The sequence below is a fragment of the Phycisphaeraceae bacterium genome (assembly GCA_020851465.1).
In the GTDB taxonomy this organism is placed as follows: Bacteria; Planctomycetota; Phycisphaerae; order Phycisphaerales; family Phycisphaeraceae; genus JADZCR01.
On record JADZCR010000003.1, the window covers coordinates 409,851 to 429,726 of the forward strand.

Annotated in this window: 19 protein-coding genes and 1 tRNA gene; 6 read left to right on the forward strand and 14 right to left on the reverse strand. The window is 59.8% G+C overall.

What is annotated here, in order from left to right; translation table 11 throughout:
• Positions 1 to 38: 38 nt before the first annotated feature.
• From IT444_05015 to IT444_05065, 11 genes are all read right to left on the reverse strand, one after another.
• Entirely contained in the window at positions 39 to 1,472 is a 1,434-nt protein-coding gene (locus IT444_05015) for a sigma-54-dependent Fis family transcriptional regulator (GenBank protein MCC7192126.1), read from the reverse strand.
• Positions 1,469 to 2,524, reverse strand: a complete 1,056-nt coding sequence (locus IT444_05020) for a hypothetical protein (protein ID MCC7192127.1) — start codon at positions 2,522 to 2,524, stop codon at positions 1,469 to 1,471. The genes IT444_05015 and IT444_05020 overlap by 4 nt, the downstream gene beginning before the upstream one ends.
• A gap of 90 nt (positions 2,525 to 2,614) precedes the next feature.
• A complete protein-coding gene (locus IT444_05025) occupies positions 2,615 to 3,130 on the reverse strand; it encodes a hypothetical protein (protein MCC7192128.1) in 516 nt (171 codons plus the stop codon).
• Positions 3,131 to 3,301: 171 nt separating this feature from the next.
• The gene (locus IT444_05030; GenBank protein MCC7192129.1) at positions 3,302 to 5,899 is read right to left on the reverse strand and encodes a tetratricopeptide repeat protein; all 2,598 of its coding nucleotides are present in this window, start codon (positions 5,897 to 5,899) and stop codon (positions 3,302 to 3,304) included.
• 359 nt (positions 5,900 to 6,258) lie between these two features.
• On the reverse strand, positions 6,259 to 7,224 hold the full coding sequence (locus IT444_05035) for an alkaline phosphatase family protein (protein MCC7192130.1): 966 nt from the start codon (positions 7,222 to 7,224) through the stop codon (positions 6,259 to 6,261).
• Positions 7,225 to 7,498: 274 nt separating this feature from the next.
• Positions 7,499 to 8,509 carry a peptide chain release factor 2 gene (prfB, locus tag IT444_05040; protein MCC7192131.1) on the reverse strand — a complete coding sequence of 337 codons (1,011 nt, stop codon included), beginning with the start codon at positions 8,507 to 8,509 and terminating at the stop codon, positions 7,499 to 7,501.
• Between the two features lie 199 nt (positions 8,510 to 8,708).
• Entirely contained in the window at positions 8,709 to 9,899 is a 1,191-nt protein-coding gene (locus tag IT444_05045; protein ID MCC7192132.1) for an aspartate/tyrosine/aromatic aminotransferase, read from the reverse strand.
• 158 nt (positions 9,900 to 10,057) lie between these two features.
• A complete protein-coding gene (locus tag IT444_05050; protein ID MCC7192133.1) occupies positions 10,058 to 10,471 on the reverse strand; it encodes a hypothetical protein in 414 nt (137 codons plus the stop codon).
• 6 nt (positions 10,472 to 10,477) lie between these two features.
• The gene (locus IT444_05055; protein MCC7192134.1) at positions 10,478 to 11,293 is read right to left on the reverse strand and encodes a prepilin-type N-terminal cleavage/methylation domain-containing protein; all 816 of its coding nucleotides are present in this window, start codon (positions 11,291 to 11,293) and stop codon (positions 10,478 to 10,480) included.
• Positions 11,294 to 11,357: 64 nt separating this feature from the next.
• A complete protein-coding gene (locus IT444_05060) occupies positions 11,358 to 12,194 on the reverse strand; it encodes a methyltransferase domain-containing protein (protein MCC7192135.1) in 837 nt (278 codons plus the stop codon).
• Positions 12,195 to 12,217: 23 nt separating this feature from the next.
• Complete coding sequence (locus IT444_05065; protein ID MCC7192136.1) at positions 12,218 to 13,177, reverse strand: PEP-CTERM sorting domain-containing protein; 960 nt, start codon at positions 13,175 to 13,177, stop codon at positions 12,218 to 12,220.
• Positions 13,178 to 13,478: 301 nt separating this feature from the next.
• On the opposite strand from IT444_05065, the gene IT444_05070 reads away from it, so the two are divergent.
• Complete coding sequence (locus tag IT444_05070; protein MCC7192137.1) at positions 13,479 to 14,606, forward strand: Gfo/Idh/MocA family oxidoreductase; 1,128 nt, start codon at positions 13,479 to 13,481, stop codon at positions 14,604 to 14,606.
• Between the two features lie 92 nt (positions 14,607 to 14,698).
• Entirely contained in the window at positions 14,699 to 15,280 is a 582-nt protein-coding gene (locus tag IT444_05075) for a phospholipase D family protein (GenBank protein ID MCC7192138.1), read from the forward strand.
• Positions 15,281 to 15,327: 47 nt separating this feature from the next.
• Here the strand turns inward: IT444_05075 and IT444_05080 are convergent, their stop codons facing one another.
• The gene (locus IT444_05080) at positions 15,328 to 16,404 is read right to left on the reverse strand and encodes a Gfo/Idh/MocA family oxidoreductase (GenBank protein MCC7192139.1); all 1,077 of its coding nucleotides are present in this window, start codon (positions 16,402 to 16,404) and stop codon (positions 15,328 to 15,330) included.
• 132 nt (positions 16,405 to 16,536) lie between these two features.
• Between IT444_05080 and IT444_05085 the strand changes: the two genes are divergently transcribed.
• Positions 16,537 to 17,229 carry a hypothetical protein gene (locus IT444_05085; GenBank protein MCC7192140.1) on the forward strand — a complete coding sequence of 231 codons (693 nt, stop codon included), beginning with the start codon at positions 16,537 to 16,539 and terminating at the stop codon, positions 17,227 to 17,229.
• Between the two features lie 119 nt (positions 17,230 to 17,348).
• Positions 17,349 to 17,750 (forward strand): hypothetical protein, encoded by a 402-nt coding sequence (locus IT444_05090; protein ID MCC7192141.1) that lies wholly within the window; start codon positions 17,349 to 17,351, stop codon positions 17,748 to 17,750.
• A gap of 29 nt (positions 17,751 to 17,779) precedes the next feature.
• On the opposite strand, the gene IT444_05095 is transcribed toward IT444_05090, so the two are convergent.
• Complete coding sequence (locus IT444_05095; protein MCC7192142.1) at positions 17,780 to 18,385, reverse strand: hypothetical protein; 606 nt, start codon at positions 18,383 to 18,385, stop codon at positions 17,780 to 17,782.
• Positions 18,386 to 18,635: 250 nt separating this feature from the next.
• On the opposite strand from IT444_05095, the gene IT444_05100 reads away from it, so the two are divergent.
• Positions 18,636 to 19,400: a uracil-DNA glycosylase gene (locus IT444_05100; protein ID MCC7192143.1), complete on the forward strand. Its 765-nt coding sequence runs from the start codon at positions 18,636 to 18,638 to the stop codon at positions 19,398 to 19,400.
• Here the strand turns inward: IT444_05100 and IT444_05105 are convergent.
• On the reverse strand, positions 19,389 to 19,643 hold the full coding sequence (locus tag IT444_05105; protein ID MCC7192144.1) for a hypothetical protein: 255 nt from the start codon (positions 19,641 to 19,643) through the stop codon (positions 19,389 to 19,391). The genes IT444_05100 and IT444_05105 overlap by 12 nt on opposite strands.
• 41 nt (positions 19,644 to 19,684) lie before the next feature.
• Between IT444_05105 and IT444_05110 the strand changes: the two genes are divergently transcribed.
• Positions 19,685 to 19,757, forward strand: a tRNA-Asn gene (locus IT444_05110).
• Positions 19,758 to 19,876: the final 119 nt, after the last annotated feature.

Consider the following 19,876-nt stretch of genomic DNA (forward strand, 5'->3'; position numbering starts at 1 on the left):
ATCTGCGCATGGAGAGCGGAGATCCGTGGCCGGCGCATTCAAATCGTCTGCGCGACAAGGTTCATCTCCTTCCATTTTTTGAGCTTCAGGCCAAGCGTCCGTACACCGATGCCCAGCGTCTCGGCTGTGCGCTGGCGGTTGCCGTTGAATTGTCCGAGTGTCCGAATGATCTGTTCACGTTCGATGTCATCGAGCCGTTTGCTGCCGGCGAGCGTTGATGCGCTGCTGCCCGCAGCGGAAGCTCCATTTCTCGGCACCGGAAGCGACCCGACGCCGATCGGGGCGACATGAATCACCGGAGCAGGTGCGATCAGCCACGGCTGCATTGTCCCGGCAGTGATGATCTGCCCCCGCGTCAGTACCGCAGCACGCTCGCAGATATTCTGCAACTCACGCACATTGCCCGGCCAAGGGTACTTTTTCATCAACTCAATCGCCTCAGCGTCAAACCGCTTAGGCTCGCGCCCTTCACGCACCGAGACCTGCGTCAAAAAATGCTCGCCCAACAGCGGGATATCCTCGATGCGCTCACGCAGCGGCGGCAGCGAGATAGGCAGCACATTCAATCTGTAATAAAGATCCTGTCGAAACTCCCCGTCACGCACACTTTGTGTCAGATCACGGTTGGTCGTCGCGATCACCCGCACATCCACCTGCATGGTCAGGCTCGATCCGACGCGCTCGAACTGCCTCTCCTGGAGCACACGCAGCAGTTTCGCCTGTAATTGCGGGCTGATCTCGCTGATTTCATCCAGCAGCAGCGTGCCCGCATCGGCAAGCTCGAAGCGGCCCTTGCGGAGCTGATCGGCGCCGGTGAACGCGCCTTTTTCGTGGCCGAACAGTTCGCTTTCCAGCAAACTGCTCGACAAAGCAGCACAGTTGAGACACATCATGATCCGCTCGCGGCGAGGACTGTGCGCGTGGATCGTGCGGGCGACCACTTCCTTGCCCGTGCCTGATTCACCACTGATGAGGACCGTGCCGTGCGACTGGGCGATCTGCTGAATCTGCTGCGCCACCATGCGCATCGCGGGAGAGCGGCCGACGAGAACGGGAGAATTGTCGTAAACCTTCGCATTTGTCTTGAGAGCTGCGTTTTCCGCCAGCAGCCGTCGATGTTCGACCGCGCGACGAATGACGACGACGAGTTGATCGCCCTCGAAAGGTTTCTGGATGAAGTCGAACGCGCCTTCTTTCATCGCCTTGACCGCAGAATCCACTGATCCGTAAGCGGTCATGAGCACGACGGGCAAGTGGTCGTCAGCCTGGCGCAGCCGCGCCAGCAGTTCGAGGCCATCCATTTCGGGCATCTTGAGATCGGTGATGACCGCCGACGGCCTGTGCCGTGCAACCATCGACAAAGCTGCGGAGCCGTCACTGGCTGCGACCACGGTGTAACCGGCTCGCTGCAGCGTCGCGCCGACGCTGTCGCGCATCATCTGCTTATCATCGACGACCAATACTTTCGTCATGCGGACACTCCGGTCTTGCCACTCCTTCTGACGGCACGTTTGCCTCGCATGCCGACGTCTTCAGGTGTGGATATCAGTAATTGCGATGCCACATCCTTCCGGGGAACCTCCGGGCGGCTGGCCTTCCGCTTGTTCTGCTCACAGGGTTGATCGCCTGTTGTCATCAGGCTTTTACAAGAGGACGGCAGGGAAATCTCAAACACCGCGCCGTCATCGTTGCTCACCGCAATCGATCCGCCGTGCGCGTCGATGATGCGATGAACAATCGCCAATCCCAGCCCGGTGCCCGTGCTGCGGGTGGTGAAGAACGGATTGAAAATCCGGTCGATGTGATCCGCGGAGATGCCTGGCCCGGTGTCACGGACGCTCAGGATCGAGCGGCCGGTGCGGATATCCTGCCGCGCTTCGAGTGTGAGCACACGCGGCTGGCCTGTCCGGGCCTTGTCCGCCATCGCGTCCACCGCATTACGGATCAGGTTCAGCAGTGCCTGTTGGATCAAGTCCGCATCGACTTCGATTTCCAGCTCACCGCCAAGGGTGACAACCTTGACTCGCTGCGCGTCGATGGCCGCCCGATGTGCCAGCACCGCACGGTCGAAAGTAACCTCGGCAGGCAGCGTGACCCGACGCGGGGAAATATCGCGGGCAAAGCTCAACACGTCATTCACAATCGCATCAAGGCCGCGCACTGCGTCGGCGATTTTCCTCGCATGATCCGTCGCATCGGTCAGAGGCGTCGCGATCTGTGCCAGGGGAGCGATGTCCTGAAGGATCATCGCTGCGTACAGGCCGATGGCTCCGAGCGGATTACGCACTTCATGCGCGATGCCCGCTGCCATTTCACCCAGGGCCGCCAACCGTTTGGATCGCTGGAGTTGTGCGTCGGCACTGGCGAGCTGAGCCTGCAACCGGACCACCTGGGCACGCAGAGCCTCGTGGCTGCGCTGCAGGTTTTCCGTCACCTCGTTATATGCTGCGATCATCTGCGCCAGATCGTTCAGACGCTGATCGCCGGTGAGAGTCGCATCGAGTTGATTTGCCTGCGTTGCCATTCGTGTATCACTGATCCGCCGGGTGAAGCCACCCGCAAACTCCAAAGCCCGTACCTTTGAACTCCGTCTTTTTGCTGACTCGCTCCTGTTTCATCCGTTCTGATTCGTAAAGCGGTTATTTCCCGTCGCGATGCCCGGCGTACCCGCCGCAGCTGCGCCGGCTTTGGGGGCAGCACGGTATGCGTTCACCGCGCGATCCACACGGGTGGTGTTCTGCAATTCCGTTGCCACCCGGTTACGGGCGGTTAACAACGCCTGACGATCGCGCTCATCCTGCTGGATGATTCCCGCCAGCAGCGACTGAACCTCTTTGACCAGTGCTCCGATCCGTGACCGCTGGGCGTCGGCGAGCGTGCTCCAAAGCGCATCCCATCTTTGCCGGAAGGGCTCAAGCAGCGAGTTAACCCCGCTCAGATCGTCAATCAATCTCTGTCGTTGCGCCAACAGGCCAAGCAGCGGTTCAGCCTGAGCCTCGGCCACGAGCGGCCCCTGCTGGTCGCTGAGCGTGCGGAGCTGCTGATAAAGCTTTCGCTGTTGTTCGAGCAGTGCGATGAGTGATGGAATATCGCCGACCGCTTCTGAGTTTGTCGAAGTTGCATTGGTCATCCATGACCCTTTCGATGCGTGGCCGCTCAACATCCAAGCGTGCCCCGTCGGCGCACATCCTTGCGCCGCCACGGGCATCGGTAGCTATCGGCTAAAGGCCGATAAGTTCAATAGTTTGGAATGATGTTGGAGATGAACCGTGTTCCCAGTTGACACACTGTGGAGACGGTCTCACGGGCCGGCACTGGCGGTTTTGTTATTGAAGAGATCCAGCTTGCTGGTCCACTCAAGCCAGTCCGCCCAGTGCTGGCGACTCATGGGCAGGCTCGGATCGTTGAAGGCTTCCTCCGGGATGCGCTTCAACATCGCGCGGGCACGCAGGTTGGCGACCTTCGCCTCCTGCACCATGTTCATCTCACAGTATGAATTGACAATCTGCACCAGAGCCACCAGCGAGGCGGGATGAGCCTCCCATCGCTTGGCTGCGACTTCGTACAGGTCGATCGCCTGCTTGAACTGCCGCAGGTCGTACGCACAGTCCGCACGGTAAAAATAGGCGTTACGAAAACTCAATGCCTCCACAGGTGACAGCGTCGATTCGTCACGCAATTCAAACTCAGCCACCACCTGCGTGAACAGCTTCTGCGCCTCCTCCAGCCGGCGCGTCCGCTCGCGCTGAAGCTCCAGCTTTTTCGACTGCGGCATCGGCTCGCGCAGATCTTTGTCGATATCCTCGATTGATCGACGATAGGCGTCGGCCAGTCGGAACCGGATCAGGCCGATGCTCGGCGCATCCTTGTAACGATCCGCCGCCAGCGCCAGCCGCTCGATCGCCTCGCGGTACTCGCCCAGCCGGTAGTGCAGCTTGCCCAGCTCGATCAATGCGTCGCGGTAAACGACGCTCTCAGGTGTGATGGTCGGATGGCCCTGTACGACGAAGTTCAGCACACGCTTGGCACTGCTGAAATCATCCATCGAGACATAGCACCGCGCCAGCGGCACCAATGAGGCGTACGCCTCAGGACTCTGCGGTTGGGTATCAATGACCTGTTTGAAACACTCGATGGCGGGCTGATATTGCCCGTCAGCTTCGTATGCCAACCCCAGTTGCAACAGCGCAGCCAGTTGCTTCGGATCGCCGACACGGTTTTTCACAAACTCCGCGTAAACGTCGATCGCGTTTTTCCACATCTGTGCCCGGTCGTAGCACTCCGCCGCCCGCCACAGACTCGAGCTATAAGCCGCTTCATCCGAGACTGACACCATGTGGGCGTGACGAATGTAATACTCCGCTGCTTTGGATAAGTGCAGCACCATCTGCTGCGCCGCCAGCTTTCGAGGGGAGACTTTCGGCCCGTTGGTCACTGCAGCGGATGGTTCGGATTCCGGTTCCGCATCAGCCTCGTCTTCCTCGCCGCTGAGTGCGAGATTCGCCTGATCTTTGATCGACGGTGCGGGCTGCGTCATGGGAGGAATCGCGGGCGTCGGCTCAGGGCCGCCCCAGGCGATACGATCCTGATCCGAGAGCTTGTCGTAGGTGGTCGCCATCTCCAGCAGCAGCTTGGAAGGCAGCTCACGCTGACGTTGATAGAGCGGCGAGAGGGTGTTCAGAAAATCCAAAGCCTGATCGTAATCCCCGCGCTCCATCGCTGCGTCATAGTGTGTGTGCAGCGTGTCATCGAGCTGTTTTTGCCTGTTGACTTCCAGCGCGGGCTGGTTGAGGACAAACTTGACCGCTTTCTTGAATGAATCAATCGAGTCGCCGGTCTGCCCCAATCTCGCTTCACAGTCCCCTCGGCCGAGTGTCGCATCAAAAAACACGCTGCTGTTGCTGGTGCTTTCCGCCAGGGCGTTATTGAAATTGTCCAGCGCGGTCCGCACGTCGTTGGTCTCCGCCAGATCAAGCTGGCCGAGTCCCACGAGAATCTCCGCGCCCAGAGGATCGGAGGGATCGACTTTTTCCCTTGCCTTGGTGTACCAGGGCCGGGCCTTGGACACATCCGTGCGTTGATATCCCTTAGCCAACAGCACGTAAAGCGGTCCTAAATCCTTGTCGCCGCCTTCGGTGAGCTGCGCCACGCGACGGAGCAGACCATCGACCGCTTTTTCGGGTTCATCACCATCGAGCGCCATGCGGGCCTGAAGCCCGGTGAGCCAGATGTCCTGTGCCCGGCGTTGCGTCTTATCCGCCTTGCGTACCTCGTCCTGAAACCGCGCGATCAACGGCGCCAGTGTCTGAGGCGTCATGCCTGGCTGGCGACTCTTGCGCTCGATCATGTCACGGACGACTTTGTAGCGCGTCTCCGGCGGCTCATCCTTGAGCTCTTCCAGCATCTTCAGCGCTTTCTCATCCTGCCCCAGCGAAACCAGCGTGTCAGCCCACCACTGGAGATGCGTCGTATCAAACGGCTGATGCCCCTCGCGTGCCTCGGTGTAAAGCTCGACGATCTTCCGATGATTTTCCGGCGCGCTTGTGCCGGTGTAACGCTGCTCCAGGAAAATCATGTCACCCCAGAGCTGCTTGAGCCGGGCCTGCTCCAGCACGGTGGCCTGATCGATGTGGGGCAGGACGCGGTTGATCGACTCCCGCGCCGCATCGAAATTGTTGGCCTTGAGATATTGCGAGATCGAGTCCAGACCGCCGGTGAAATCATTTTTCGGCTTAGGCGCATTAACCGTCAGGTAAAGCCAGACCCCGAACACGAGCAGGCCCAGTACCAATGCAGGCATCTGCCAGAGCTGTGACCAGCCCGGCTGACGCGATGGCAGCGGAGCAGAGGCAGGTGCTTCGGCTTCCACGGTCGCGGTATTGGTTGAGGCTTCTGCCATGTATTCCCTGCGATCAGTCAGAACTTTCCAACTCCCGATCACCTGTCGTGATCAACCGCCAGCCAAGCCAGCGACAGCCCCTGAATCGTTCGGGACAAGCTGATGATGAACACGACGATTTCGTATCTACAAAGTCGGCGAAATCACGCATCCGCTTCGCCCGGCGCGCACAAGCATCGCGGGGCCGATAACTGAGTTGTTATCGGGAAAGTAGCGGAGAGAGGTTTAGATAAAGGCTCCATTTACCAGTCCCGGACGATTCAGCAAAAGTATCTGCCTCAACAAAATCAGAGATGAATAACAAAGTCGTGTCCTCGAAACCCGTAGAAGGCGTACCTGCGGCGAGCGGATCAACGCCGCTACTTAGGCGCTGTCGTCGGCTGCCGACCGTAAATCTGCGGGATCGGTTTGCCGTCGATATCAGCGGGCAGATCCAATCCCAGAAAATCACAGGCGACGGCGAAGGTGTCCTCCGTATGCACACGCAGATCGTGGTCGAGCGTGAGATCGTGATTTTTGATCACCCCCGGCCCGCGTGCGATCCAGGGGATGAAGTGCGAGCGGAGATCGTCCCTGCCGTGTGAAGTGCTCGATCCGCCGTGGTCCGCACTGACGATCACCAGCGTCTGCGCGGAGAGCTTAAGCTCGTCGAGCGTCGCAAGCACTCGTCCGATCTGGCTGTCCGCAGTTTCGATGGCTTCAAGCTGGGCGATCGAACCCCAGCCTTTGGTGTGACCAGCGGTATCCACGTCGGGCAAGTGGATGAACATGACCCGCGGTTGGTGGGCACGGATGATCTCGATCGCGCGGTCGGCAACCGTTTGATCGGTCCAGATGGTGCTCGACATCTGGCCGTTGTGTGTCTCACGAGGCGCATAAGCTGCGAAGTCAATCGAGCCGGGACAGGCGAATGTTTCAAACTTGGTTTTACCTGCCGCCATACCGGTGGACAGGCCGCGTTCGTGGGCGATGTCGAATAACGTGTTAACCTTGGGATAGGCGGGTGTGGGCTGTGCATCGTTCCAACTGATGCCGTGTTTGGCCGGCGACATGCCGGTGAGCATGCTCGCGTGCGAGGGGAGCGTGATGGCGACATCGGTGGTCTGCGCCCAGCAGGAAAATACACCGTCAGCCATCAGGCTGCGCAGCGAGGGTGCCTTGGCGCGGAGCATAACATCGGGCCGCAACCCGTCAACGCTGAAGATCAGAACACGCCTTTCGGAAATCTCTACTGCCGGCTGGGTGGCGGGTGTTTCCCCGTAAACCACTGGAAAAACAGCTAACCATACGAACAGAACAACGGAGGTGATGAGGTTTCGGCTCACGATGCTTCTCCGGTAAACGAAATAGATCCCAACAGAGGTCTCGGAGCGGACGACTTACGGCTGATGCAGGCCCTTGGGTGCCTTACGGCCAGCCAACGGGAAAAGCGGCAACCGCAACACACCGCGACCACGGAATCTGCGGCAACTGCGCCGCGGCGGCTTTGCCGCGGATTGACACCACCCGTGCGGTTGCGGCGGCCCCTGCGGCGCAGCCGAATCCACGCGGGTCTTATGACCATTTTAGGCACGGACAGATGAAAAGTCAAATAATTATTTATTTTATTCCGCGTTCCTTGGCGCGGCGGCGCAGCTCGGCGTCGATGAAACCCTGCAGGCGGCCGTTCATCACGTTCTGCGGGTTAGGCTCTTCGTAATTCGTACGGTGATCCTTCACGCGGTTGTCGTAAAAAACGTAGCTGCGAATCTGCGATCCCCAGCCCATCTCCAGCGAACCGCCGGCGGCGGCTTTGATCTCCTGCTGCTTCTTCTCCTCGGCCATCAGTTCCAGACGCCCGCGCAAAATGCCCAGCGCTCGCTTTTTGTTCTGCTCCTGCTTTCGCTCGACCGAGCAGACCACGGTCAGGCCCGTGGGCTTATGGATGACGCGGATGGCGGTGGCGACTTTGTTGACGTTCTGGCCGCCCGGCCCGCTGGCGCGGACGAAGGGTGTGATCTCCAGTTCGTTTTCCGGTATCTCATAATCGCCGCTGTCTTCAAATTCAGGGACGACATCCACCGTCGCAAAGCTGGTCTGCCGCTTTCCCTGGGCGTTGAACGGGCTGACCCGCGCCAGCCGGTGCGTGCCGCGCTCCGCCGAGAGAAACCCGAAAGCCATTGGTGCTTTGATGTAAAGCGTCACGTCCTTGAGGCCCGCCTCTTCACCGACGGTCTTATCCACCTCGCTCACATCCCAGCCCATGCTTTCGCAGTAGTTGACGTACATGCGGAAAAGCATCTGGCACCAGTCCATTGCTTCCGTCCCGCCTTCACGCGCGTAGATGGAGAGATAGCAATTGCGGTCGTCGTACTTGCCCGAAAGCAGAGAGGCCGTTTCCAGCCGGTCAAGTTCAGACTGAAGATTGCCAAGCTGTCCATCGACCTCGACACGGCTGGACTGGTCGTCGGCGTCTTCGGCCATCTGCCAGAGCAGACGCGCATCCTCGATCTGGCCGCTCACCTTCGTCACCGGCGTGAGCAAGTTGCGCAAGGTCTTCAGCTCGCTGACGACCTTGTTGGCCTTCTCCTGGTTGTTCCAGAAGTCGGCTGACCCCATCTGGGTTTCCAGCTCTTTGAGGCGGGCAAGCTTTGTGTCGTAGTTAAAGAGAGTCGCGGATGTTTACGATCCGCGCCTCAAGTTCCCCGAGGATGCCGGGAATGTTTTCGTGTTGGAGAGAACGGGTTTCCATGGGTCAGATCATAGCGGCTCGCGGCCCCGCCGTGGCGCGCGGTGAGGATGAATCACTCACGGCAGGCTTGCCCGCTCCTCAGGAGACCGCCAGGATCGCTGTGCAGAGCGGGTCCATGTTCGCCTCGGTCATGCCTGCGACATTGATCCGACCGGATCCGACGATGTAGATGGCGTGCTCTTTTTTGAGGCGTTCGACCTGCTCTTTGTTCAAGCCGGAAAAGCTGAACATGCCCTTCTGTCGCGTGATGAAGCTCACGTCGCCACGAAAACCTTTTTTCGTCAGCGTCTCGACATAAAACCTGCGCATGCCGTTGATCCGGTCGCGCATCGCAGCCAGCTCGGCCTCCCACTGCTGCCGCAGTTTCGGATCGCTCAGCACGGTTGCGACGATCGACGAGCCGTGCGCCGGCGGGTTGGAGTAATTCGCGCGGATGCAGGTCTTGACGTGACTGAGCACCGCTTCGGCAGCGGACTGACTGCCTGCCACGACGGTCAGCGCGCCGACTCGCTCGTTGTAGAGGCCGAAGTTTTTCGAAAAACTCGAACAGATGAGCAACTCGGAATTCTTCCCGATAAGCTCCAGCAGTCCAGCTGCGTCTTCACGCAATCCCGTGCCGAAGCCCTGATAGGCGAAGTCCACCAGCGGCAGCAGCTTCGCCTCGCGCAGGACGCCCGCAATCTGCGCCCACTGAGCCGGTGCAGGATCGACGCCGGTCGGGTTATGACAGCAGCCGTGGAGCAGAACGACATCTCCCGCCGGTGCGGCACGCAGGGCGGCGAGCATCTTGTCCAACGCCAGCCCGTTGCTTGCAGCATCGAAGTACGGATACGTCTTCACATTCAGGCCGGCTGCCCGGAAAATCGCCTCGTGATTCGCCCACGTCGGGTCGCTGACCCAGACGGTCGCGCCGGCGTGTTTCTTTTTCAGGTAATCGCCCGCCACGCGCAGACCACCCGTGCCGCCGGGCGTGTGGGCGGTCGCCACCCGTTTAGCGCGGATCAATTCGTGGTCGCGGCCGAACAGCAGTTCCTGCACCAGCGCGTCGTAGGTCGGATCACCCTCGATGGGTTTGTAGTTCTTGTTGGTTTCATTGGCGAGGATTCGCCGCTCCGCTTCCTTGACGGATTCCAGGATCGGCGTCTTGCCCTGCGCGTCTTTGTAGATGCCCACGCTCAGATTGATCTTGCGAGGATTGGTGTCCTTGTTGAAGGCATCGGTGATGCCGAGGATCGAGTCAGGCGGAGCGATGTCAATGGATTCAAACATGGCTGGTATTCCAAAAGCGGCGAGCCGTGTAAGTTAACAGATCGGCTCTTCCAATGCTGGCCGGTCAGACCGTAAATCGTCTCGTGCCCGGACGGCATCAGCTCACGGTAATGATCGAGTCCTTCATCGCACCGCCGATCAGATTCGGCAGCGGCGTGTCATGACCCACTCAGTCCGCTGACCAGCGAGACCTCGATTTGCGCGTTGGCTCCGGTGACGATGGTCGGCGTCGGGACGAGCACCATCAGTTCACGCTGCTGACCTGGGCCGAGGTTCTGCACGTTCACCAGCGGGTTGGCAGCACGGACCTGCCCCCGGTCGTCGAACACACTGGCCTTGAGCACCACCGAAGCTACCGGCTGGTCCCGGTCATTGGAGACACGGCACCAGACGCGATAGCCACGCGATACTCGCTGGCAGTCGAGGGCAACCGCCTCAATTCCCCGCGTGTCCTTTAGCGCAGCGGCATCGAATGACGGCCCGCCGAAGATGCGATAACACCAGACTCCCACAGCTACGAGGATGACAATGCCTGCGAGCCACGAACCGATGATGGAGCGACACGATTTCATGGTGGGTCAGTAGTAGGGGTTCGCCTCGTCAGGAGTCGTGTTGACGCTGGCGTAATCGGGGTTGTACGGAAAGACCTCGACGAATGACACATGCCCGTCGAGGAATGCTGTGTTCGCCCAGAGGTGCAGCGGATCAGGTTTGTACCACTGCGCCCGTGGACTGGGCGCCACCACGCCGCTCATCGTGCGATGGATGGGGATGGACCCGATGACTACTTTCTTCGAGGTCAGACGGTAATAGTTCAGCGTCAGAACCCGCCCCAGTTCAAGCGGGTCAGCGGCGAAGTCGCCGAACGAAACTTCCAACCCCACCAGCTTGGCTATCCCCATAGGCGCGACCACACCTCCCATGCGGTTGTAGCCCGATGCGTAAAAATAACTGCTGCCGTATAGCTCGTAGGCGGTGGCGGTCGCCTGGTAATCGGCTGTGTCGAACCACCACAACGGTTCACCGCGATCACAGGGCGAGCGGAAAGTTTCGTGCGTGCTCAGGTAGGCATTCAAAGGACGCTCATCGGCGGGCAGGCTCCCGCCGAACATCCGCGCCGGCAGCCAGGGATCGGACTCAGACACGCGACCTTGCGGCCCGCCCAACTCCTGTGGTGCGGCCAGCGGCACCGCGTTGGCGGCATCAGCCGCGTAAGCAAAGACGCCGGTGGTGATCTGCCGCAGATTGTTCTGGTCGTAAACCCGACGCGCCACACCACGCGCCTGACCCATCGAGGGCAGGAGTACGCCCATGAGGATCGCCATGATCGAAACCACCACGAGCAGTTCGATCAGCGTGAATCCTCTGGTAGATGTGACCGCTCTGCCGGTCATTGAACATCCTCTCATGACTGAGACCCGCAACGTGCTGCACTCGTTAACCGTCACGCGGAAACATTCAGGACCGCGGAGGCGCATCAACCGCCTTGTGAGCGACGATGCAGATTCCCGCTAGATGACGGCGGTACTGGCGAAACACCCGGCGCATTTCGCAGACCCGTTGCCGCGCCTGCGGCTGACTGCAGAGACGACCGAGGAATCGCATCGCGCCGCAGACGCCCTCGTCCCGGAAGACACGAACCGGTTCGAGCAAAGACATCGGCACTGTCGAGCAATGCAGCACCTTGAAACCCTCCGCCTCAAACAGCTCACGCCACCGCTTGATCGTCAGAGGCTGGGCGTGGTGGTGGATCGTCTGCGTCATCGCGCGGCAGATTTCCTGAGCCAGTGCGTCGGAAAGATCATCCGGAACCAGACAAAGCTCGTGGATGCCGTACCTCCCGCCGGGTTGCAGCAACCGGTAGGCTTCCCGAATCACCGCCTGCTTGCGCGTGTCGGTCTGCATGGTGAGCATGGCCTCGCCGTAAACCACCGTCGCCTCGGCTGCGGGCAGACCGGTCTCCTGCGCCAGACCTGTGATCACTCGACGGGTCGGGTGATCGCCCAGCCAGTGACGAATCCGTTCAGCCGCAGCCTGATCGCGCTCAACAGCGGTGTAACTGTCGGGGTTCTGTCGAAGTGCCATGCGAGCGGTCGCGCCCATCCCCGGAGCAAACTCCACGACCCGGTCCCCCGCCGAGATGCGCAGCTCGTTCAGCAGCCGCCGCGTCAGCTTCAGACCACCCGGACGCAACACCCGCTTGCCCAGATTTGCCAGCAGCCAGTGTCCGGGCATCTTGGCGGGGTCGATACCCTGGCCCGGCATGACGTTCAATGACTCTGTTGCCTGTTCCATGTCATTCCTACCTTCGTATGGAGTTAAGCGGTACAGCGGTCGCCTTTGACGATCCGGTTCCGGTTAGCGCGGCGCCGCCTGCTCAGAACCAACAAGCCAGAGGAGAGAATCGCAACCGTGGCCGGTTCCGGGATCGCCTGCATCGAGTAGGCCACCGTCAGATTGCCGACCAACCCGCCTGTGTTAATGGGCATGCCCATTGCGGCGTAGTCGGGATGCACTTTGGTCATCTGGGTGACCAGCAGGTATGTGGTTCCAGCCGGAAGACGCGGCACGACTTGATCGAGCAGGTATTGACCGAGGTCGCCGGCAAACCCCAGCGAGGGAATTCCAGCCAGACCCTGAGCTGTCAACTCTGATGCAGGAATGAGGTAACCAGCCTGAGTCTTGTCGTTGAAAGTCACGTCGATGGCGCTCGGAGAAATGCTGGCGTCGAAATAAAAATCCAGGTCGTATTGAATCGCCCAGTGATCCGCATCGCTGCCGCTCCATGTGCCGTCATTGCCCACGCCGTCCACGTTGTAGCCGGGAGATTGAGTGGCGGGATCTCCTGCGGTGACCAGATACTGATTCATACTGATCGAAGCGTTGGCGGTTCCCTGGTAAGTCAGGTTCGTCACCGCGACCTGCCACGCATCGCCGCCATCAGGATCGAGTTGCAGCGTGAGCGAGCCAGTCAGTGACGGCGCCATGTTGAATCCCGCCGCCCCAGCCATGCCGGAGAGGTCGGCCAGGTTGTGGCTCAGCGCGCCAGCGGGGTTGTTGGCCGCGGGAAGTGTTTGATCGTCATCAGTGAAAACCAGCCAGTCGCCAGTTGTCGGTGCGGGTGCCACAGGTTTACGACCTGCTGCGGAAGGTAACTCGACAGTGGCGGCAGCATCTCCCCAACTGAGCAACTGAAAATCTAAAACCGCCGCAGATGCGGGCAAGGCATTAAGACCCAAGGCCAGCACTAATCCAACGGCGAGAGGGTGACGTCGCATATTTCCCCGTTCCTTGTGGTCGAAGGCTTAAAACAAGATATCCCGACCAAAATATCTTGTTTTTACACGCAAAATTACCGGAACGTCCGAAAATTATGCGCCTGAGACTCAATTTCAACTATGAGTATACAAAGCGTATTCTAGCTGTCAAACGCCACGAGGTAACACCCCTTCTGCGAATAAGTGTCCATGTTTTCCTGAATTGTCATAGATTGACGGGCGGATGTGCCGTCAAACGGAGGGCGTCATGACCGTCGCTGTTGCGCGGTTACACTGTCGCCTCGCAAAGGAGCCTTTAGACATGCAGGAAGTCAGGGTCGGAGTCATCGGTTGCGGGGTTATGGCACAGGCGCACATGGAAGGGTTCAAGGAGATTCCCCGACTCCGCTTCGTTGCCGCCAGCGACAGTTTCCCCGCCAACCTCAAAAAAGTCGTGGACAAGTTCAGCGTGCAGGGCTTCACCGATGGCATGGACCTCATCAAGGCCAGCGTGTGTGATGCGATCTTCATCGGCACGCCCCACTATTTTCATCCGTACTACGCCGCTGCAGCGCTGGAGCGCGATCTGCACGTGCTGACGGAAAAGCCGGTGGCGGTCAACGCCAGTGCTGCGGCGCGTGTCAACGCCATCAGCGCACAACGGACGCACCTGCGCTACGGTGCGATGTTCCAGATGCGGAGCGTCCCGCTCTGGCAGAAAGTCCACCAGATCGTCCATACCGGTCAGCTCGGCAAACTTCATCGCATCCACTGGACCATTACCAACTGGTTCCGCAAGCAGGCGTATTACGACTCGAACTCCTGGCGCGCTACCTGGGCCGGCGAAGGCGGCGGCGTGCTCACCAACCAATGTCCGCACAACCTCGACCTGCTCTGCTGGATCGCCGGCCTGCCCAAACGAGTGACCGCCCGCGTCTGGCTGGGGAAATATCACAACATCGAAGTCGAAGACGACGTGCAGGCAGCGTTTGAATATGAGAGCGGCGCGACCGGCGCGTTCATCACTTCCACCGGCGAATTTCCGGGGACCAATTTCTTCGAGATTACCGGCGATCGCGGACGATTGAACTGTGTCAACGACAAGACCATCGAGCTGACGCTTACCGACGATTCCATCGCGGAGTATTCGCGATCCTCACCCGGAGCGTGGGGCGCACCGTCATGCAGCAAGATCACGATCGAACCTCCCGCCGGCGGCCAGCATCTGACGATCTGGAAAAACTTCGTGGAGTCGATCCTCGACGGCAAGCCGCTGATCGCAAGAGGTGATGAGGGGTTGGCATCCGTGGAGCTGAGCAACGCCATCATCCTCTCCGGACTGACGCACCAGCCGGTGGACCTGCCGCTGGATCATGCTGCGTTTGACCGTCTGCTGCGCGACCTCGTCAAGACGAGCCGGAAATGCAACACACTGCCGCCGGGCTTGTGATTGTGCATGGAGCGGTTGAGCGATCTCGGAAAGAGTGATCACCGAGACGAAACAAGCTGCACCTGTCGGAAGGTGCTGGTCGATAAATCTCCGTGCGCTCTCGCCGCCGAACAACCGCTGTTTCGCTGCCCGCCGCCGCTCCTCATGGAGAGGTGGAGCTTGTGACGGACGCTCATCACTTCACACGCGTCGTGCGGGAAGGCATTCTCGAAGCGCGTGTCAGCCTCGACATCGCCACCGCCGACTTCAAAGCCATGCTCGTCCCCACCGATGGGCGCAGAGCTATCTCGATCGTTGAGGTATTGCGCCAACTCACGCAGCGCGGCGTGGAAATTCGTCTCCTGCACAGCGGCGTGCCCAGCGGTCCGGCATTGCGCGAGCTGCGCGCCCAACTGCCCAGCGGCCTGACCATCCGCCGCTGCCCGCGACTCCACGCCAAGACGGTCATCGTGGACTGTCAGCGCATGTATCTGGGTAGTGCCAATCTCACCGGGGCCGGACTGGGTGCCAAGAGTGAAAACCGACGCAATTTCGAGATCGGCGTCTGGACGCGATCCGGCGAGCTGATCGACGCGGTGATGGCTCAGTTCAACGCGCTCTGGGAAGGCCGACGCTGCACGAAATGTCAGCGACGCAACATCTGCCCCGTACCGCTCGAAGAGCCAAAGTTGTAATCCCCGCTGCGTAACGGTCCACCGCACATCGTGGAGCACGGGCGCGTTCAGACTTGGATCGTTTTGCCGGTCCGTGCCGACTCGTAAATCGCCTCGATGATCGCCACTGCCTTGCGCCCCTCGCGGCCATCAATACTCGGAGTGCGTGATTTTTCCACCGCTTCGAGAAAATCGCGGATGTTCCGGGTGTGGCCGGAGTAGTCGATAGCCATCGGATCAGACGCCCCGCCGCCGGATTTTGTCTTGGCGGCGAATTTTTCGCGTATCGCCGCGTCTTCCGTTTGCTCCTGACGAAACTTGAACGTGATCAACTCGTCTTCAAGAATCTCCGCGGTGCCGTCCCGGCCGGCGATCTGGAGACGCTTGAGCGAGCCGGGATACATCGAGGTTGCGCCGAGAACCTGGCCCAAGGCTCCGTTGCGGAACTTCATCACCACCACAGCCGTGTCTTCCACTTCGATCAAATTCGGGTCGTGGCCGCGCTTGGCGGTGAAGGCGAAAACCTGCTCCACGGGATTGGCCGTGCCGAGGTCCGGCATGGTCGAGCCGGCGATCCACTGAATCGCGTCGATGCCGTGGATGGACTGATTCATCAATGCCCCGCCGCCATCGAGTGCGAGTTTGCCCTGCCATCGGGACGGCGCGTAATAGGCATCATCACGCCACCACGGGACATAGGTGTTGACGACGGCGAGTTGACCGAACCTTTTCGCCACGGCGGCTTCCTGAACAGCTTTGACCACCGGGTTATATCGCTGCGGGAAAATGCCTCCCAGCAGGACGCCGTGCTTCTGCGCGCCGGCGATCATCTCATCGACTCGCGCCTTGTTGATTTCCAGCGGTTTTTCCGAAAGCACATGAATCCCGCGCGACGCCGCCGCCAACGTCGGCTCCAGATGCGCACCGGACGGCGTGCAGATCGTCACCACGCTCGGTTTTTCCCGGTCGAGCATCTGTTCGAATGAACCGTACCAGGCGCAGCCGTACTGCTGGGCGAACTTTTGCCCTTTCTCCTGACTGCGGCATGAGCCGGCGACAAGTTTGGCGTTGGGAATGTCCGCGATGGCACGGGCGTGCATGCCGGCAATCGCACCGACTCCGATGATCGCAATACGATGTTGCATAATGGAGACTCTCAGGTGTGCTGCGGCACACTCGCTTCTTGGATCGAAAAAACCATCACGGTGCGTCAAACCGCACCCTATACCGAGCGGCGGCAGTATATACTTGCTCCCGCATCTGCGAAGGGTTTGATCATGCCACCTAATCATAAACGGCCAGCCATCTACGACGGTGAGGGCGACAAGCTCATGGAGGATCTCAACTTCAACGAGCGCATCATCCTCCTGCCTGATGCCCGCCCGTCGAAAACACCCGACCGCTCACCGCGTATTCGACTCATGTGGGGTCAGCATCTGCTCGAAGACCTCCTCGCCGGCCGTTACCGCACGCTCGTCTGCGCGGTCAATGACAGCGACAACAAGCGTGGCATCATCACGCAGCTCGCCACCCTGCTGCCGACCAGTCAGTGGGATGAAAAGTCGATCACCGCGCACGCGAAAGTGTTCAGCCAGGGCAGCAAGGCCCGCGTCCTCAAATATGACATGGACACGGTCGAAGTGCTGGCGGTCCTGCGACCGGCCGGGCAGGAATATCTAACGCTCGATTCGCTTTCCTCCGCCATCGAAATCGTCACACAGATGATCAGCACCAAGGTCGAACGCCAGCCGTCCGCGTCGGTCAGTTTCCTCGGTGCCCGCTCCAATGCACTGCGCGGTCCCGACGGCAAGGAACCGAGCCTCGAAACCGTGCTGCGAACCATGCACGACGCGGGATATCAAGGCGATGTGTATCCCGCCCCGTCAATGTGGGAGGCAGCGCCGACCTCCGTCTATGCACGCTATCCTTTCCCCTCATCGCTGGAATCCATGCGTCACGGCGGGTTCTGATCGCACCAGCTGGATCGTCGATGGGGTGCGACGCGAAAAGCCGCAGCCGCTCAGCCGTTTATGGGAAAATCGCCGATCTATAATGGTGTGCAGTCCTGAGTGTGGAGTCTGCTGAACCCATGAGCGATAGTTGCACGAACGCCCTGCTCGATGTCGTTCGCACCACGAAGTATCCCGCTGACGCCTTTTATTTCGTCCAGCGTGCCCTCGAATACACCGTCAAACGGGTGCATGGCGATATCGACCCCGGTAACCCTGAAGCCAATCGTCATGTCACCGGACAGGCTCTGTGCGCGGGCATCCGTGATTACGCGATCGAGCAGTACGGCATGCTGGCCCTGACCGTTCTCCGCCGATGGCGCATCACCCGATGCGAAGACTTCGGCAACATCGTTTTCGCCATGATTGATGCCGGCCTGATGAACAAGACGCAAGACGATTCCATCCGCGATTTCACCGACTGCTACAGCTTTGATGAAGCATTCGGTGTCGGCGTGAGGCTCGGAGAAACCAATCCGTAATCCGTTCACGTTCACCGTTCGCGTTTCGATCACGGCAATGGAACAGGGTCGTGATCGAGCAACGTCTGTCGCGGCTGGGCGTCTGCCTGCGCTTTGGCGGCGGCGGCCTGATCTTCTGCGGCTTTGCGCAGACTCATGCCCGCCAGGTGGGTCGTCGGGTACGGCTCACTCGGCCGGGGCATCACGCGAAGCGAAGTGCTGTTGAGCTGATTGTAAAGATCGAGCGTCGCCTGCTCGGTGAACTGCGCCGCCACCCGCGCACGAAAAATCCCGCGATTCGGGTTGTACCAGAACCCAGCCTGTGTCGGCTGATGGATCACCGGATCAGGCGGCTGGTCGCTGTGGTCTTCAGGCGGCGCGATGTCGAGCCAGGGACAGCCCGGCAGCGTGAAGACATTTCGCGGCACGCCGTTGTCGAACCATTGCTCCAGCACATCCAGCGGAAACTTCGCTTCGTTTGTCTCCACTTCACCCAGCGCGCCCTGAACGATTGCCTGCTCCTGCATTTCCGAGAGTGCCTGATGAACCAGTTGCCGACGCAGAATCTTCGCCTGCTCGTCACGGTAGTGAACGAGCACCGCGCCGAGGATCGCCACCAGAATCAGGGCGATGAGGCTGTCGATCAGCAGGCGCATAAAATGATCCCTGGGCTATTCGCGCGGAATGGCCGTCAAGGTGACATCGGCCGAATCGCAACAGCGAACAAGGCGAAATCCACGCATTGAGGTTTTTACCGGAACCGCGCGGGAGACTGGCGCAAGTTTGCCGCCTGTGAGGGCGAAAGCGACTATCGGACGGAGCACGATCGAGCGGCCCGATGCCCGCGCAGGCCTTGATTTCAAGGCATTTGCTCACACGAGAAAATGAGTGCAAGGATTTGATTCAGTGGCGAAAAAGTCCAAATTTGATTTGCTCAACGAAAAAATCGTCTCCTGCGAGCGGTGCCCGCGGCTTATCAAACATTGCCGCAAGATGGCTACGGTTAAACGTGCCGCATTCCGCGACCAGACCTATTTCGGTAAGCCCGTGCCCAACTTCGGCGACCCGGCCGCCCGACTGCTCATCATCGGTTTGGCGCCGGCGGCCCACGGAGCCAACCGCACCGGCCGCATGTTCACCGGTGATCGCTCCGGCGACTTCCTCTATCGGGCGATGTTCCAGACAGGTTTCGCCAACCAACCCACCTCGCGTCATGTCGGCGACAACCTCCGGCTCACCGATGCGCTGATCACCGCGACCGCTCACTGCGCTCCGCCTGCGAACCGACCCACGCCGCGCGAGATCGCCAACTGTGCAACTTTTCTCGATCAGACTTTCACGCTGCTCTCGAATGTTCGCGTGGTGCTGTGTCTGGGCAAGATCGGATTCGATGCGGTGCTAGCCTACTACTTCCGCCGTGGCTGGATCACGAGGAAGTCCGCCTATCGCTTCGGCCACGGAGTGCTGCACGAGTTCAACGCTGTCCGCACGAATGATGGCATCATCAAGCCGCCCGTGATTTTGTGCAGCTACCACCCCAGCCAGCAAAACACCTTCACCGGAAGGCTCACCCCGGCCATGCTCAAAGCGGTGTTTGAAACCGCACGAAGCATCATCGACCGTAATGAGGTGACACAAGCCGACACAGCAGCGAACCAGTCAGACCCGTGATGCGTTGATGAGGCGTCGTGTGATCGTGGACATTTCGAGAAACCTCGGACCGACTCGCGGCTGTGAAGGAATAGTGACGACTATGAATGTGACTGTATGAATGCGAATAAGCGGCACGGACATGTTTCCAACACGACTGTTGCGGATTGTCAATTCGTGATGACCATTCGTGCGGAATTGCCAGCGGTCGCGTGGCGAATTGAGCGTGTAGGCCTGATGGACGATATGAACATGGAGTGACACTTGATCGTAGCGAGAAGATGGTTATTCTTAATGACTCGCGATCCCCGATAGCTCAATCGGTAGAGCGGCCGGCTGTTAACCGGCAGGTTGTTGGTTCAAGTCCAACTCGGGGAGTTCAGGCCGTATTTCGTTGCAATGAACGGCTTACGGTTTTTCGCGTCACCATCGCAGCGGGTTTGCTGTTAACCCCGGGCTTCGCGGTGGGTGGAAGATACGACCGGGCCGGTTTGCGA

Bases quoted from the DNA above. Each gene is read 5' to 3' on its own strand.
- IT444_05085 (MCC7192140.1), top strand. From the start codon at position 16,537: ATGCCACCTAATCATAAACGGCCAGCCATCTACGACGGTGAGGGCGAC.
- IT444_05045 (MCC7192132.1), bottom strand. From the start codon at position 9,899: ATGTTTGAATCCATTGACATCGCTCCGCCTGACTCGATCCTCGGCATC.
- IT444_05070 (MCC7192137.1), top strand. From the start codon at position 13,479: ATGCAGGAAGTCAGGGTCGGAGTCATCGGTTGCGGGGTTATGGCACAG.
- IT444_05025 (MCC7192128.1), bottom strand. From the start codon at position 3,130: ATGACCAATGCAACTTCGACAAACTCAGAAGCGGTCGGCGATATTCCA.
- IT444_05080 (MCC7192139.1), bottom strand. From the start codon at position 16,404: ATGCAACATCGTATTGCGATCATCGGAGTCGGTGCGATTGCCGGCATG.
- IT444_05090 (MCC7192141.1), top strand. From the start codon at position 17,349: ATGAGCGATAGTTGCACGAACGCCCTGCTCGATGTCGTTCGCACCACG.
- IT444_05060 (MCC7192135.1), bottom strand. From the start codon at position 12,194: ATGGAACAGGCAACAGAGTCATTGAACGTCATGCCGGGCCAGGGTATC.
- IT444_05030 (MCC7192129.1), bottom strand. From the start codon at position 5,899: ATGGCAGAAGCCTCAACCAATACCGCGACCGTGGAAGCCGAAGCACCT.
- IT444_05065 (MCC7192136.1), bottom strand. From the start codon at position 13,177: ATGCGACGTCACCCTCTCGCCGTTGGATTAGTGCTGGCCTTGGGTCTT.
- IT444_05015 (MCC7192126.1), bottom strand. From the start codon at position 1,472: ATGACGAAAGTATTGGTCGTCGATGATAAGCAGATGATGCGCGACAGC.
- IT444_05055 (MCC7192134.1), bottom strand. From the start codon at position 11,293: ATGACCGGCAGAGCGGTCACATCTACCAGAGGATTCACGCTGATCGAA.
- IT444_05020 (MCC7192127.1), bottom strand. From the start codon at position 2,524: ATGGCAACGCAGGCAAATCAACTCGATGCGACTCTCACCGGCGATCAG.
- IT444_05095 (MCC7192142.1), bottom strand. From the start codon at position 18,385: ATGCGCCTGCTGATCGACAGCCTCATCGCCCTGATTCTGGTGGCGATC.
- IT444_05050 (MCC7192133.1), bottom strand. From the start codon at position 10,471: ATGAAATCGTGTCGCTCCATCATCGGTTCGTGGCTCGCAGGCATTGTC.